The organism is Streptomyces sp. Ru62 (assembly GCF_002920615.1).
Lineage (GTDB): Bacteria > Actinomycetota > Actinomycetes > Streptomycetales > Streptomycetaceae > Streptomyces.
Genome location: NZ_PQSU01000020.1, coordinates 93,714 through 108,204 on the forward strand (window position 1 = coordinate 93,714; position 14,491 = coordinate 108,204).

Below are 14,491 nucleotides of genomic sequence, written 5' to 3' on the forward strand. Positions count from 1 at the left end.
AACCACGCCGGCGATGGGTGTCAGTTGGTTCTGAGGGTCTGCCCAGCTGCGTCGTACACCTGCCCAGTCAGGGCGTCCACGCGGTACGTATCAACCGGTGCCTGCTCCTGCGGATCATCGCTTTGTCCGTCACTGGGCCATGTCACGTTCACAAGCCAATTCGGTCGCCAATTACCGTCTCGCTCGACCGCCTTTACGGTGAATGCTTTGGTGTGGAATTCTGCGCCAGTGTTTCCATTGGCCTGCAGTTGTACCGCTACCGCCTTGTCCACTTCCTTCTCGGCCTGCACGGCGTCAAGCTTGGCTTCGGGAAGTTTTACACGCGTCGGACCAAGGGTGACGTCAATCTGAGATACATGCCCGGCCCTGTCTACCTGGACGTCCAGCATCCTGGGCATCAGAACGTCATTGTGTGTCCATCTCCAGCTCGTGATCCAGCCAAGTTCGGCCTTTGCGCCCACAGCGGACGTTTCGCTCATGGTCGCACCCAGCGCCCACGGATACTTTCGCTGGGCGTACGACTTCGCAATTCGAGAGGCTGCTGTACCGGTAGAGGGTGATTTCGCGCCCCCCACTGAGTATCCCATGATGGTGGGGCGGTCGCTGTTCTCCAGCAGTACGTTCAGGTGCTTTTTGTCCGGCCAGGAAAGGCTGCCGGTACCGAAGTCTTTGGAGTGCCCCTCTTCGCGGCTGTGCAGGTTGAAGATGATGTTGGTGCAAGAGGCGCCCACGCACGGCTGCTCGTACTGCTGGCCTATCTTGTAGCGGTCACCGAACGCCTCCTTGACAGCAGCCTCAACCGCCCGCCTCTGGTCGGCACTTGCGCCCGCGAGGCTGCTGCCATCCACGTTCGTGAAGTCGAGTATTGGACGCGCCACCCCCAAGCTCAGGAGGAGCAGCGCCGCGAAAGTGATTAGGGCGCCCTTGATGCCCGCCTGCCAGGCGAGCGAGTGGCGGATTGCGAGCACAACCGCGACAACGGTGAGCCCGATCAACCCGCCGATGATGTTCATCTGGGCGTCCGAGCTGTCACACACGCGCCCAAGGCCGTTGACGGTGGCCTGAGTAAACTCGATGGTCAGGGGCAGCGCGATGACGCCGACGAGGACAGGCAGCGGGCGGCGGATGGCCAGTAGTGCGAAGGCGCCAACGGGCACCATCATGGCGAGATTCCACAACCCTTGAGTGGTGTGGAAGGGCTCGGCGAGTTGATGGTTGAGGACGCACACGCCGCTGGCCGAGCCACCGCCCATGAAAGTGACGCCGAGCACGCCGGTGAGAGTGAAGGCGAGCCCGGACCACCACGCCCCGTGAGGGTTTCCCCGCTTGCGGACGAGCGTCCATGATGCGCCGCCGAGGATGAGGCCGATCAATGTGCAGATGGCCAGATAGCCGACATGGTGTTGAAAGATGGCGGAAAACACGGCGCGGTTCCTTGCGTGGTCATGTCGAGGAGAGCAGGGCCGAGAGAGGGAAGGCCCCGCCTTGGTAGACGGGGCCTTTGGGGCTGTGGTTCAGCAGTGCGAGGAAGGCGTCTGGTACGTGCCGCCGGAGTAGGTAAGCAGGCCGATGGTGCTCGTGCAGTAGGAGCTCTCCGACAGCGACCACGTGTGGCTCTTGTTCTGGCCCGAACTGATGGAGATGGCACCGGCGTAGTGGCTGGTCCCCCCGCGCGAGTAACCGAGCTGGGCGGATATAGCAGATCCGCCCGTCTTGTCGTACCCGGTGGTGACGTTGCCGTTGGAAGCCTGGAGAACGTACAGAACGCCGTTGGACAGCGAGGTGCACCGCTGCATGGGCACATTGAGGGCGGTGTAGCCAGAGCTGTCGCAGTAGAAGGAGGCCGCCGCGGCCGACGCGGCCGGCGTGCTGAACATGACAGATCCTGCTGCGATGGCAAGGGCGATGAGAGTGGAATTGGCTTTGCCGCGCATTCGATCTCCTAGGTGTAGTGCCCATGCCACCCTCCTGTTTGTGCTAAGAGGCTGGCGCAGGTGGTTGATGTTGTGAGTACTTGATCACGGAACGCACATACCTTTGAAGATCTTTTTAAGACACACGGTGCCGCTACCGCGCCACAGTTGACTGGATCAGCACCGATCTCGGTAACGACCAGGAGGCGGCCGACAGGGCGGTTGCAAGTTCCAGGGTTGTGCGGCTGGTTGGGTAGTGACCGGCTGGGGTGCAGAGAAGGGCAGACAGGGGCTCCGTGATCATCGTGATGTCAGAATCCCAATGATCACGAGGTGGCCCGTTCCTGGGCATCACCGACAACCCGGAACCCTGCGGAACTTGATCAAGCCCTGACCATCAGCAGCCCGAGCATGATTCAAACTTTCTCTACTGGTTCAAGGCCCGCGCACGGCGCGGGCGCGGGCGGAGGTAGGAAAACCCTCGGTGGCTGAGGCCGGTCGGCTCCACGGCTTTAGGCAGCCACTTTGGCGCGAGCCTCGAAGATCATGGCCCCAACGTCGTGCTTTACCGGGCAGGTCCACAGACTGCCCGACGCGCCGAAAGCTTACGGGGCCATGATCACTCGCGCCAAAGCAGCTCCAGCCCAAAGCCGCTACGCCGACCTTATTGTGCAGCGGATCAGTGTAGCCACGAAACCAACGAATGGATCCGTTCAGCCAGCGCTCCGATCGCGTTCGCCATGGTTGCCACGTCCGCGAGCGCAGAACAAATTGCTTTCCACTTCACCCCCTTTTCCTCCCGAACGGACACGCAGTGCTCACAACAATCTCGCTCACTCATAAATAAAGCGTCACCGTGTAAATGGCACCCCTGACAGCACCGCAACAAGACCTTCCAAGGACTGACAAAAGTTGCCGCCAAGGTTTACAGGCGCATGTAAACTCTTACAAACGGTTACGCAAAAATCCAAACAAAAGGTGCATCGATGGACAATCCGATCTCCCTCATGGCTGCCCATTTGAGGCAGCTGCGCTTGGAAGCTGGCGAACCGAGCACTCGAGAGATCGCAAAGATGACCGGCTTTGCTGTCAGCCACACGGCCGTGCACCAACTGCTGACTGGACGCAAGGCAGGACGATGGGGGCCGGTAGAGGTAATAGCGGAAGCGCTAGGTGGCGACCTCGCCGAAGTGAACCGCCTTTGGAAGAAAGCTCGGCAATTCGAGAATGCGTCCAAACACAGCGTAGACAACAGAAACGAAGCGCCTCGCAGCCACTACAGCCCCGCTGGCGACCGTTCACATGTATGGGTGCGCTCATACGCAGCCTACGAAGTCGCTGAGGCCCTCTTCCAGAAGGGCCAAAAAGATGAGGCCCTGTCGTTCCTTCGATCCGAAATGGAGAAAGAATCCGGTCGATATTGCAGTCCGCTCGACATGCTCTATGTTCAGATCCAACTCTCCTTGCCCGATCCAGACAGCGGTTTGGATGATTTCGTCGAAGCGCGCATGGGGCGTGAGGTTAGGGACCCTCATGTTGCCGCCTTCTTTGCCGACCTTTACGCAGACTCGGAGGATTTTAGTGCGGCCGTGCGCTTCGGAAGAGAAGCCGTCCGACTCGATCCAGAGAATGGCCTTTATCACTGGAGACTAGCGCTTTATATTTCTGACCTAGGCGCCGATGAGAGTGAGGTTCTCCGCCATTTTCGTCGGGCACACAAGGCGGCGCCTAACGACAACACCTACGCAGCCTCCTTGATGGAAGCCTTGATCAACGAAGGCTTGTATTCCGAAGCCGAATTGATTGGCCGATCCTTTCAGCCTTACCCAAACGTGACGAGGGCATACTACTGGGAGGTTCCATACTACCTTGGAATCAGTTTGGCCCTCCAAGGAAAGCTCGAAGAGGCTGCGGAAGCACTCGAAAGCGAAGCAAATGAAGGCAACATTTTCGCCGTAATCGAAAGAGCGAGAGTGCTGCACCACTCAGGCAATCCAGCTGCAGCTCTTGAGCAGTTGAGCGTCGAATTGCGCACCAAAAATGCGTCACATGCGGCCAATTTGGAGAAACTGCGAATCCTGAAGGCTCAAAACAGGCATGTCGACGCGGATAAGGTAATTAAGGAATTGCGGCAGGCCCTGGTTGATCCCGATGCGTGGGATCAGTGGTAAATCGACGCCCGGCCTGTCGCCAAGTGTAGTCATCCATGGTGAGCCCGATGGCTTATGGTTGGCGGCCCGCGAACCCGCTGGACGCTTTGACGACGTGCCACCTTGCATGTCTGGTGGCCTCGGGCAGGCCGGCCCGTAGAGTTGCTGGGGCATACCTGGTCCCGGAGCTGTTCCGCTGACATCAACAGCCCCGGACGGTGGCGGCACCCAGCAGCCACATATGGCACCGGGTCGCTGGGCGAGCCCCGATCAGGCCGAGGGGAGATCGAACTCCTGACTCTGCGGCCGACGGCAGTGACGGCAGCGCTGACGGCAACGACAGCGGACGGCAGCGGCGTTCGACAGCCGGGCACGGTGTCGGCAGGGCGCCATCGACCCAGCCCACAAGGGGCGTGCCCGCATCTTCTAAGACGTCATCTCATTTGGCAGCCCCGGGTAGGCTGTCGGCCGTGGTGGGGATCGTTGAGCGGCTGGTGCTGGACGAGTTGTGGGAGTTGTTCCAGCGAGTGGTGCCGGAGGCGCCGGTGCGGCCTCAAGGTGGTGGCCGTCGTCGGCACGGTGACCGGGAGGTGCTGGCCGCGATCGTGTTCGTGGCCACGTCTGGCTGCACGTGGCAGCAGTTGCCGTCGGTGTCGTTCGGGCCATCGGGTGCCACGGCCCATCGACGCTTCGCAGAGTGGACGAAGGCCAGGGTGTGGGCCAAGCTTCATCGCCTGATCCTGGACGAACTCGGCTCCCGCGGCGAGCTCGACTGGTCCCGCTGTGCGATCGACTCGGTGAACATGCGGGCCCTGAAAAGGGGGGCCTGACGGGCCCGAATCCTGTCGACCGGGGCAAGTACGGGTCGAAGATCCACTTGATCACCGAGCGGACCGGTCTGCCCTTGTCCGTCGGGATCTCGGGGGCGAACCTGCACGACAGCCAGGCCCTGATCCCGCTGGTGAAAGGCATACCGCCGATCCGCTCTCGCCGCGGCCGACGACGGCGCAAGCCGGGCAAGCTCCACGCCGACAAGGGATACGACTACGACCACCTGCGGCGATGGTTACGGCAGCGCCGGATCACCCACCGCATCGCCCGCAAGGGAATCGAGTCCTCGCAGCGGCTGGGCCGCCACCGGTGGACCATCGAACGCACCATGTCCTGGCTCGCCGGCTGCCGTCGTCTGCACCGCCGCTACGAACGCAAGGCCGAGCACTTCCTGGCCTTCACCGCCATCGCCTGCACCCTCATCTGCTACCGCAGACTCACCAAATGAGATGACGTCTAAGCACCGGTCCCAGGGCGTCATGATCTACCGATGGATGAGTACGCCTTGCCCACGGGCCCTGAAGTGCCGGCCGCTGACGCGGTCCGGTCGAACTGGGCGGCAACCGTCGCGGCCCTGCCTGTAGGAACCGGGATCACCGGCGAGGTCATCGGTCGTCAGCGCTTCGGGGTCTTCATACGTATAGACGGGATGCCGAACGCCATAGCGCTGGCGGAGATCACGGCCATGCCGCACGGGATGGACCTCCCGGCCGCCCTCGGGGTCTCCGTCAGTGGGGAGGTCCTCTGGCACGCCGCCCACAACCACCAGGTCAAGGTCCGGCTCGATGAGTGGCGGACAGCCGACGAGTGATCTTCGCGGGGCCGTCTCTGGGCCGTCCAAGGCCGCCCGACGTCGACCGACAACGACAGAAGCCCACGGCACCTGAGCTGGTGAGAGCCGTGGGCTTTGTCAGTGCCGCTGGTCAGCGAGAGCGGTGATCAGTAGACCGGCTACTGATCGCCCTTGGCAGCGCTTGGCTCGCACATTGAGACTCCGCCGACCGCGATGTCAAGATCCGGGTTCACGAGGCGAGGAGGGCCGCAACCTGAGCTATGAGCCCGACAGCAACCAGGAACCAACCGAGCACCTGTTCGCGTAGGCCTTCGAGGGCATCGCGCTTCGCCTCTTCATCGAGTGCTGAGATCTGCGCTCCTAGGTCCGTAGCAACTCGTTGATCTCCCATATCTCGGATCTGCTCCTCCTGCCTGAGGTCATGTTGCACGTCCTGAGCCAACCGGTAGACGCGGTTCAACCGACGCTCAACCTCCGCCGTGAAGGCTGCCGGCTCCTGCGTTACGTCTGGTAAGGGCCCGAACTGAACGAGACCACGGGCACTCATCGCGGCCTCCACGGACAGCGCTGTACCGAGGGTGGCCGTGATGGTCGGAGCGGGCCGTCGAAATGCGCGGCGAACGGCACGGGTAAGGCCAGAACGCCAACGAGCAACCATCGCAACCTCAGTCGCGAGCACACGCCTGAAGAACGGATCGCCAGGCGCAGCGACATGCTTGAACGTTCGGCGAAAGCCGTCGGCAGCATTGATCAGCCCTAGAGCCGAAAGCCCAACGCTGATCAAGTTGAACGTCGTTTCAGCAGACACCGGATCATCATGATGTCGAGTAGCAGATCAAGTCACGCCGTCAGGGTAGGAGAGGGAGATCCGCCAGCCTCAGGTGAGTGTCTAACTGCGTGACAACGTCGACGGACAGCGGCGGACGAGCGCGGACGCCTGCGGACTATCGCTGCTGGTGACAGGTACCCCACCCCAAGATGGAGCGCTGCGGCGAGTTGCTTCGGGACGAAGAGGTCGTGGGTTCAAATCCCGCCACCCCGACGCTGGTGAGAGGCCCATCCACGTGATCGTGAATGGGCCTCTGACGTATGTACAGCAGCGGAGTACAGCAACCGCTCGCCCTCGACCGCCGCCACGGCCTCCGCAACGGTCCCGTGGATGGCTAGGACCTGGTCCACGCCAGTCAGCTCAAGAACCCGCCTGCCCGCAGCAGCCACCCATCGCCGACCGCACCGGGCCAATACGGCCTTCGGCTCCGGCCCGAAAACCGAACGCCGACGTGTTCGGACCTAAGCAACGAAGCACCACAGAGGACCGAGCCTTGCGCAGCCAAGCGTCAAGCTCGTCGGTGGGCCTGACACCAGTCGCCGACACAAACAGCTACTGGCCGGTCCCCGCTGCCTTCACTCAGCCATGATCCACCGTCCGACTCTGAGATGGTTGTGCTGAGGGGTTGTCCTCGGGTTCACCAGGAGTGAGCTCGTCCTCGATCACGGCCGAGAAGCCTACGGATCAGCAAGAAAGTGCCCACGGCGATCAGGGCCGCCCCCGCAAGGATCAAGGCCACCCCGACAGCGATCAGAAGCGTCCCGATAAGGATCAGAAGAGCCCCAATCAGGACCAGGAGTGTTCCGATAATGAGGAGAAAGATCGCGAGGACGGTCACGGTTCTCTCCTGTCCTCCCTCCCGCTCTGCCTCCTTCCCCGCCTCCGTGGGAACACACTGCTTGACGATGGCTGGGCCGTCCGAGGCCCAGCAAGGCTGACCGACAGTGACAAGACGAGCCGCAGCCGTCGTCAGCGAGCCAGAACACGAAGCATGGCCGACGCAGGTGGTTCGATCGAACAAGTCAGGCCCCAGAGTGCTCCGGGGCCTGACTTGTCAATATGCGTTCGCCCTACGCAACGAGAGGACTGCGGCGTTCGACCAAGACGACGTCGCGCCATACGCCGTGGTGCCGGCCGATGCGTTCGCGAGTGCCGATGACGCGGAACCCGGCCCGCTGATGCAGAGCGAGACTGCCGGTGTTCTCGGGGAAGATGCCGGATTGGATCGTCCAGATGCCCGCTGCCTCGGTCGATCCGATCAGGGCCCGTAGGAGGGTTGAGCCCACCCTTCGGCCGCGGGCTTCGGGGTGGACATACACCGAGTGTTCGACGACGCCGGCGTACGCGCATCGGTCCGAGACTGGCACTGCGGCGACCCAGCCCCAAACCCTGCCCGAGTCGTCGAGGGCGACGTATCGGTGTTCCGGGAGCTTCGCGGCGTCGAACTCTTCCCATGTCGGGGCGGTGGTCTCGAAGGTGGCGTTGCCTTCGTCGATGCCGAGTTGGTAGATCGTCAGGACCTGGCGGGCATGCTCCGCGTCCATCGCAGTAATGCGGTACTCGGCGGTCGTATCCATGATCAGCTCGCCGAAGTGATCTCGTCGACCAGGCCGCGGATGCGCTTCTCGATCTGGTCGCGGATCGGGCGAACCGCTTCGACTCCCTGGCCGGCCGGGTCGGGGAGTTCCCAGTCGAGGTAGCGCTTGCCGGGGAAGACGGGGCAGGTGTCACCGCAGCCCATTGTGATCACGACGTCGGACGCCTTGACCGCCTCCGCTGTGAGCACCTTGGGCACCTCGGCCGAGATGTCGATGTCCAGCTCTGCCATGGCTTCGACGACGGCCGGGTTCACGGTGTCGGCAGGGGCGGAGCCTGCGGAACGCACCTCGACGCGGTCCCCTGCCAGGTGGGTGAGCAAGGCGGCCGCCATCTGCGAGCGCCCGGCGTTGTGGACGCAGACGAACAAGACAGACGGTCGCTCAGAGGGAGAGGGCATAGTGGGTGTCTTTCCGGGCGGCGGGTCAGAGGCTGGAGGAGCGAGCGGCGAGTTCGGGTTCGGCCTGTGCGGGGACGGATGCGATCGGCGTCGGTACGGGCTGCGCGAACATCACGGCCACCAGGCGAAGGCCGACCACGGCCCCGGCGACTTGGGCCGCGATGAACGGACCGACCGAGGCGGGCGCGATACCGGCGAAGGTGTCGGTGAAGGCGCGGCCGACGGTGACTGCGGGGTTGGCGAACGACGTGGACGACGTGAACCAGTACGCCGCGCCGATGTAGGACGCCACAGCCACCGGAGCAAGGTGGGCGCGACCGGTACGCCCGAGGCCGAAGATCAGCAGGACGAGACCGGCGGTGGCGACCAGCTCGCCGAGCCACAGGTGACCGGCGGAGCGGTCATGGCTGGACCACTGCACCAAGGGCTTGGCGAACATGGCATCAGCCAGGACGGTCCCGCCGATCGCCCCGGCCGTCTGGGCGGAGATGTAGGCGGCCGCGTCCCGGAGGGTCAGGCCGTCAGGGGCGCGCCGGCCGGTGAACCAGGCCGCGAGCGTGACGACCGGGTTGAAGTGCGCGCCGGAGACCGGCCCGAACAGCGCGATGAGCACACCCAGCCCGAACACGGTTGCCAGCGAGTTGGCGAGGAGCTGCACGCCGACGTCATGGGTCAGCTCCGTGGCCTGGATACCGGAGCCGACCACCACGGCGACGAGGGCAGCCGACCCCACGGCTTCAGCGAGGGCACGGCGCCCCAATGATCCGCTCACGCGGTCGCCTCGGCCTTCTGCGCCGTAGTGAGGAACGCGGCGAGCCGGTCCAGGGTGCCAGGCAGCACCCAGTAGTGGACCCAGGTACCTCGACGCTCGCAGTCGATCAGGCCCGCCTGTCGGAGCAGCTTGAGGTGATGCGAGATCGTCGGCTGGGACAGCTCGAACGCGGGGGTCAGGTCACACACGCACACTTCGCCACCAGCTCGCGACGCGATCAGTGACAGCAGGCGCAGGCGCACCGGGTCGCCCAGTGCCTTGAAGATCTTCGCCAGCTCGGTCGCCTGGTCCTCACCCAAGGGGGCGCTCACCAGCCCCGGGCAGCAGGCAGCGGACTGATCGTCCTGACCGAGCACCACCCATTCTTGCTTCGACATTCCTCTATGTTGACGATTCTCGATCCAAGCCGCAAGCTCTGTATCGACAGACATCAATGCAAGCAGATGGGAGTCACGCCATGTCCCGTGCCCAGCTCGCCCTGCGCGTCAGTGACCTGGAAGCGTCGATCGCCTTCTACTCGAAGCTGTTCGGCACCGAACCGGCCAAGCGGCGCGAGGGCTACGCCAACTTCGCCATCACCGAGCCCCCGCTCAAGCTCGTACTCATCGAGGGCGAGTCCGGCGAGGAGACCCGCCTGGACCACCTCGGCGTCGAGGTCGAGTCCACCGACCAGGTCACCGCCGCCACCACCCGGCTCAAGGACGCCGGCCTGGCTACCTTCGAGGAGAACGACACCTCCTGCTGCTACGCCCTCCAGGACAAGGTGTGGGTCCACGGCCCCGGCAAGGAGCCCTGGGAGGTCTACGTCGTGAAGGCCGACGCCGACAACCTGGGCAAGAGCGCCGACCCCGACGGCACCGGTGACGGCTGCTGCTCCAGCCAGGCCACCGAGGAGACCCCGGCAGCGGCCGGATGCGCCTGCGGCTAGTGATCCGAACGGCCTGGTCAGCCCGCGCCCGTCCGTCTCAGTTTCCGTCTCATTCAGCGACGGTCACCACCGTTCAGGCGAGGGGCGGCAGCGGGAGGGCGGTTCGTCCAGGAGGCGCAGGGCGGTGATGCGTGGGCGCTGGGTGTCGACGGCGACGTAGTAGCCGCCGGAGTGGCGGATGCCGAACGGGATGCCGTCGTCGTCGCGTTCGACGTCGATGCGGTTGCCGTTGCGGTCGCTCCAGGAGTCCAGGGCCAGGTGGAAGACACCGAAGGACGGGGAGGGGACCGGGGCGGCGAAGGTGCGGGTCACGCCGGTCGAGGGGTCGGTGACCGTCATCGCGCCGTCCGGTTTGCCGTCCCACTCCAAGGGCCGGCGCGGGCCCTTGGCCGGCATCGTCGGGACGCCGGGCTGCGGCACCGGATACACCAGGCGCATGCCGTCAGCCGCGGCGAAGACGACGCCCTCACCGTCGATCTGGAGGCACTCGTCCAGGGTGGAGATCCACGTCGGGCCGAAGCAGACACCGCCCCGGTAGGAGGACAGGTGGGTGCGGGTGAACTCAAAGGGCAGGCTGCCCGGCAGGGCCAGGTCCGTCTGGGTCATCAGCATGGCGCCGGTCGCCACGTCGATCGGCTCGCCCACGCACGGGGTGCGCTCGGCGTTGCGGGCGGCCGGGCCCAGCTCGACCAGGTCGGGCCGGAGCGACGGCGGGCGTAGCAGCAGCGGGGTGGTGTCGGCGAGGCCGCCTTCCATGCTCGCCTTCAGCAGGCCGCCGCCCGCTCCCAGCGCGCCACCGAAGATCATGCCGTCCTCCTCGGTGACGGCGGACCCGCCTCGCCGACCGAGGGCCCCAGCGCGATGTGCGGGAACTGCGGCGGGTCGGCGTCCGGCTTGCCGGTGAGGCCCGCGTCTGGGCGACCGGGCGAGGGCCGGCCGGCGCGTCGTCCCGGGTCGTCACCCGGCCGTCCGCAGGGGTCGCCCCCTTCGGCTCCGCCGGCGCCGCGGTGGATGGCTAGTCTTCAGGCGTGACCACCGAGTTGGCTCTGCTGTCCGAAGTCGCCTGTCGTGGGCGGGAGATCACCGCTCCCCGGCTGCGTGGGCTGGTGGCGTTGCTCGCCGGGGACCTGCGGGCCGGGTGCAGCACGGGGCGGCTGGTGGAGGGGCTGTGGCCGGACGGGCTGCCGGAGCGGCCCGGCAAGGCGGTGCAGGTGCTGGTGTCGCGGCTCAGGGCGCAGGTGGGTGGTGAGCTGGTCGTCAGTACACCGACGGGGTACCGGCTGGCGCTGGACGAGGCGCAGGTCGACAGCTCCGCGCTGCTGTTGCACGAGGCGGCGAGCGCCGAGCGGGCGCGGGCGGGGGATCACGCGGGTGCCCTGGCGCAGGCCGAGGCGGGCTTGGCCCTGTGGGACGGGCGCGTGGGGGCCGGGGCGGGCGAGGACCTGCACGATCCGGTGGTGGCGCTCCGTACCGACCGGCTGCGGGCACACCGCTCGCTCGTGCGCTCCCGTGCGCTCGCGCTCGCCCGGCTGGGGCGGCGGGAGGAGGCCGCGGAGCCGCTGGCCGAGCTGGCCCGGGAGCTGCCGCGGGACGAGGAGGTGCTGGCGGAGCTGCTGCGGTGCGAGGCGCACACCGTGGGCCGGGCCGCCGCGCTGACCCGGTACGACGCTTATCGGCGGGCGTTGCGCGAGGAGTTGGGGGCCGATCCGGGTCCCGGGCTCAGGTCCCTCTACCAGGAGTTGCTCAGCACGGACGCGCCCCGGGTCCGGCAGGGAGTGCCGCACGAACCGAATCCGCTGCTGGGGCGGGACGCCGACATGTCCGCCGTGGCGGGGCTGCTGCGCGCGGCCCGGGTGGTCACCGTCGTGGGCCCCGGCGGGCTGGGTAAGACCCGGCTGTCCCACGCGGTGAGCCGGGCTGCCGAGCAGCCCGTGGTGCACTTCGTCCCCCTGGCCGGTGTCACCGCCGACGACGACGTGGCCGCCGAGGTGGCCTCGGCGGTCGGCGCGGGCGAGGGCCGGCAGTTCGCCGGGGGCGGCGACGCGGTGAGCGGCATCGTCGGCGCGCTGGGTACGGGGCCCACGCTGCTGGTGCTGGACAACTGCGAGCAGGTGATCGCCGGCGTGGCCGACCTCGTGCGGGCACTGGTGTCGCGGTCCAAGGAGCTGCGGGTCCTGGCGACCAGCCGGGCCCCGCTGGGGCTGACCTCGGAGTCCGTGTACGCCCTGCCGGAGCTGTCCCTCGCCACCGCGGTCGAGCTCTTCGAGCAGCGGGCGCGGGCGGCCCGGCCCGGCGTGGACCTGCCCGCCGACCGGGTCGCCGAGATCTGCCGCCACCTGGACGGGCTGCCGCTCGCCGTGGAACTGGCCGCGGCCCGGGTACGGGTGCTCTCCGTCGCCGACATCGCGCGCCGCCTCCGGGACCGTTTCGCGCTGCTGCGGGGCGGCGCCCGTGACACGCCCGAGCGGCACCGCACGCTGCACGCCGTGGTCGAGTGGAGCTGGAACCTGCTGGAGCCCGACGGCCGGGCGGCGCTGCGCGCGCTGTCGGTGTTCCCGGGCGGCTTCGCGGAGGACGCGGCGGAGTACCTGCTCGGTGGGACGGGGGACGCGCTGTTCCTGCTGGAGCAGTTTGCCGGTCAGTCCCTGATCAAGGTGGACGACAGCCCTTCGGGGGTGCGTTTCCACATGCTGGAGACGCTGCGGGAGTTCGGCGCCGCCCGGCGGCTGGAGGCGGGCGAGGAGGAGGTGGTGACCGACCGGTTCCTGGACTGGGCCCGGCACTTCGGCCGCGAGCACCACGGTGTGCTGTTCGGCAGCGACCCGGCGCACTCCTGGAACCGCATCCGCGCCGAACAGGACAACCTCGTCCTCGCGCTGCGGCACGCGCTGGCCCGGTCCGACGGGCCCACCACCGCCGCGCTCACCGCCGTACTGGCCTCCCTGTGGGCCACCGACTCCCACTTCACCCGGCTCACCGCCCTCATCGCCGACACCAGCGGGCCGCTGTCCCGCTTCCGTCCCGGCCCCGAGGACGTCGAGCCGGCCCGCACCGCGGCGGCCGTGTGCACCGCCAGCCTCTTCATGGCCCACGGCCCGCGCGCCGTACGGCCGTTGGTGACGCTGCGCCGGCTGCCGCCCGCTCCGCCGGACACGCTGCTGCGGGCGCTGGCCGTCGTGCTGTGCGCCGTCCCGGACATCCACCCGCCGGAGTACGCGTTGCTGGAGCATCTGTGCGACGCGGAGGAACCCCTGCTGGCGGGTGTGGCGGCGTGCTTCGCCAGTTACGTGTGGGACGCGGCGCACGACACGGAGCGCGCGCTGCGGTACGCCCGCCGGATGCTCGACGCGCTGGAGCCGCTCGCCAACCCCACCATGCAGCTGCTCTGTCACGGCCGGATCAGCGAGCTGTGTCTGCAGTCCGAGCGGGGCGCGGAGGCGTACGACCATCTGCGCGCCGCGCTCGCCGCCCTCGACCGGTTCGGCGACTGGTCGGACTCGGTCGGCGTGCGCTGGGGGCTGGTGCTGGCCTGTCTGCAGCGCGGGGAGGTCGACGAGGCGGAGTACTGGCTGGGGCTCGCGGCCCTGGAACAGCCACCGGAGTCGCCGCAGACCTACACGCCCGATCTCCTGGCCCGGGCGGAGATCGCGCTGGCCCGGGGGCTGACGGAGGTCGGGCTCGGTCTGTGGCGCCGGGCGGTGGAGCGGGTGCGGGAGGACAGCCTGCTGCATGCGGGGGATCCGTTCGTGCATCCGTGGTCGCTCCAGGTGCAGTCGGCCGCGCTGGCGGCGCACGCGCAGCACGGCCGGCTGGAGCCGGTGGCCGGGCTGGCCGGGCAGCTGAGGGAGCGGCTTCTCGGGATGCTGTCCGGGGCGTCGGGCACCGGGAGTTCGTCCGGCACCGAGGGCCCGGCCGGCATCGCGGGCTCGTCCGGCATCGACTCCTCCGGCTCCCCCGACTCCTCCAACTCCCCCGGCGCCGCGACCGGCGCCGGTTCCCCCGTGGAACTGCCGGTCTACGGCACGGTGTTGCTGGCGCTCGGCCTCGCCGGGCTGGCCGTGGGCGATACGGCGGCCGTACGGCTGGTGGCGCTGGCGGAGCGGATGCCGGTGGTGCGGGACTTCCCGACCCTGTCCTCGGCCCGGTCCCGGCAGGCCGCCGAGAACGCCGACAGGGCGGCGTACGCCGACGCGAGGTCGAGGTACGCCGCCCTGGGGCGGGAGGAGCTGCGGGCGGCGGCGCTGCGGGAGCTGAGCGCCGGGTGATCCCGAGAGGCTGA

The 14,491-nt window shown here is 67.0% G+C and carries 14 protein-coding genes; 5 read left to right on the top strand and 9 right to left on the bottom strand.

Going from position 1 to position 14,491, the window contains the following annotated elements:
* Positions 1 to 20 precede the first annotated feature (20 nt).
* Together C3492_RS26350 and C3492_RS46035 are read right to left on the bottom strand one after the other, a co-directional pair.
* Positions 21 to 1,424, bottom strand: a complete 1,404-nt coding sequence (locus tag C3492_RS26350; RefSeq protein WP_103814675.1) for a VanZ family protein — start codon at positions 1,422 to 1,424, stop codon at positions 21 to 23.
* 90 nt (positions 1,425 to 1,514) lie between these two features.
* Positions 1,515 to 1,877 (bottom strand): hypothetical protein, encoded by a 363-nt coding sequence (locus tag C3492_RS46035; protein ID WP_258055893.1) that lies wholly within the window; start codon positions 1,875 to 1,877, stop codon positions 1,515 to 1,517.
* 1,022 nt (positions 1,878 to 2,899) lie between these two features.
* Between C3492_RS46035 and C3492_RS44015 the strand changes: the two genes are divergently transcribed.
* From C3492_RS44015 to C3492_RS26370, 3 genes are all read left to right on the top strand, one after another.
* A complete protein-coding gene (locus C3492_RS44015) occupies positions 2,900 to 4,084 on the top strand; it encodes an XRE family transcriptional regulator (protein ID WP_107500677.1) in 1,185 nt (394 codons plus the stop codon).
* 458 nt (positions 4,085 to 4,542) lie between these two features.
* A protein-coding gene (locus C3492_RS26365; RefSeq protein ID WP_181140564.1) for an IS5 family transposase occupies positions 4,543 to 5,342 on the top strand; the annotation gives its coding sequence in 2 pieces (ribosomal slippage) (positions 4,543 to 4,888 and positions 4,888 to 5,342; 801 coding nt in all).
* Between the two features lie 42 nt (positions 5,343 to 5,384).
* Positions 5,385 to 5,705, top strand: coding sequence for an RNA-binding protein (locus tag C3492_RS26370; protein WP_103814678.1), 321 nt, complete (start codon positions 5,385 to 5,387; stop codon positions 5,703 to 5,705).
* A 211-nt stretch (positions 5,706 to 5,916) separates the two neighbouring features.
* Here C3492_RS26370 and C3492_RS44240 read toward each other — a convergent pair whose 3' ends face one another.
* The 6 genes from C3492_RS44240 to C3492_RS26400 form a co-directional block, all read right to left on the bottom strand.
* Positions 5,917 to 6,495 (bottom strand): hypothetical protein, encoded by a 579-nt coding sequence (locus tag C3492_RS44240; protein WP_146075716.1) that lies wholly within the window; start codon positions 6,493 to 6,495, stop codon positions 5,917 to 5,919.
* A gap of 658 nt (positions 6,496 to 7,153) precedes the next feature.
* Positions 7,154 to 7,354, bottom strand: coding sequence for a hypothetical protein (locus tag C3492_RS26380; RefSeq protein ID WP_103814681.1), 201 nt, complete (start codon positions 7,352 to 7,354; stop codon positions 7,154 to 7,156).
* Positions 7,355 to 7,586: 232 nt separating this feature from the next.
* Positions 7,587 to 8,093 (bottom strand): GNAT family N-acetyltransferase, encoded by a 507-nt coding sequence (locus tag C3492_RS26385; RefSeq protein WP_103814683.1) that lies wholly within the window; start codon positions 8,091 to 8,093, stop codon positions 7,587 to 7,589.
* Between the two features lie 2 nt (positions 8,094 to 8,095).
* Entirely contained in the window at positions 8,096 to 8,512 is a 417-nt protein-coding gene (locus tag C3492_RS26390) for an arsenate reductase ArsC (RefSeq protein ID WP_103814684.1), read from the bottom strand.
* A gap of 25 nt (positions 8,513 to 8,537) precedes the next feature.
* A complete protein-coding gene (locus tag C3492_RS26395; protein WP_374938376.1) occupies positions 8,538 to 9,245 on the bottom strand; it encodes an aquaporin in 708 nt (235 codons plus the stop codon).
* Between the two features lie 35 nt (positions 9,246 to 9,280).
* Positions 9,281 to 9,661, bottom strand: coding sequence for a helix-turn-helix transcriptional regulator (locus tag C3492_RS26400; protein ID WP_103814688.1), 381 nt, complete (start codon positions 9,659 to 9,661; stop codon positions 9,281 to 9,283).
* Between the two features lie 80 nt (positions 9,662 to 9,741).
* On the opposite strand from C3492_RS26400, the gene C3492_RS26405 reads away from it, so the two are divergent.
* A complete protein-coding gene (locus C3492_RS26405) occupies positions 9,742 to 10,212 on the top strand; it encodes an ArsI/CadI family heavy metal resistance metalloenzyme (RefSeq protein ID WP_103814690.1) in 471 nt (156 codons plus the stop codon).
* 63 nt (positions 10,213 to 10,275) lie between these two features.
* Here the strand turns inward: C3492_RS26405 and C3492_RS26410 are convergent, their stop codons facing one another.
* A complete protein-coding gene (locus C3492_RS26410) occupies positions 10,276 to 11,019 on the bottom strand; it encodes a DUF6531 domain-containing protein (protein ID WP_258055895.1) in 744 nt (247 codons plus the stop codon).
* A gap of 221 nt (positions 11,020 to 11,240) precedes the next feature.
* Between C3492_RS26410 and C3492_RS26415 the strand changes: the two genes are divergently transcribed.
* A complete protein-coding gene (locus C3492_RS26415; protein ID WP_103814692.1) occupies positions 11,241 to 14,477 on the top strand; it encodes a BTAD domain-containing putative transcriptional regulator in 3,237 nt (1,078 codons plus the stop codon).
* Positions 14,478 to 14,491 lie beyond the last annotated feature (14 nt).

Coding starts and splice junctions, on each gene's coding strand:
- C3492_RS46035 (WP_258055893.1), bottom strand. CDS start 1,877: ATGTTCAGCACGCCGGCCGCGTCGGCCGCGGCGGCCTCCTTCTACTGC.
- C3492_RS44015 (WP_107500677.1), top strand. CDS start 2,900: ATGGACAATCCGATCTCCCTCATGGCTGCCCATTTGAGGCAGCTGCGC.
- C3492_RS26370 (WP_103814678.1), top strand. CDS start 5,385: ATGGATGAGTACGCCTTGCCCACGGGCCCTGAAGTGCCGGCCGCTGAC.
- C3492_RS26385 (WP_103814683.1), bottom strand. CDS start 8,093: ATGGATACGACCGCCGAGTACCGCATTACTGCGATGGACGCGGAGCAT.
- C3492_RS26390 (WP_103814684.1), bottom strand. CDS start 8,512: ATGCCCTCTCCCTCTGAGCGACCGTCTGTCTTGTTCGTCTGCGTCCAC.
- C3492_RS26400 (WP_103814688.1), bottom strand. CDS start 9,661: ATGTCGAAGCAAGAATGGGTGGTGCTCGGTCAGGACGATCAGTCCGCT.
- C3492_RS26405 (WP_103814690.1), top strand. CDS start 9,742: ATGTCCCGTGCCCAGCTCGCCCTGCGCGTCAGTGACCTGGAAGCGTCG.
- C3492_RS26410 (WP_258055895.1), bottom strand. CDS start 11,019: ATGATCTTCGGTGGCGCGCTGGGAGCGGGCGGCGGCCTGCTGAAGGCG.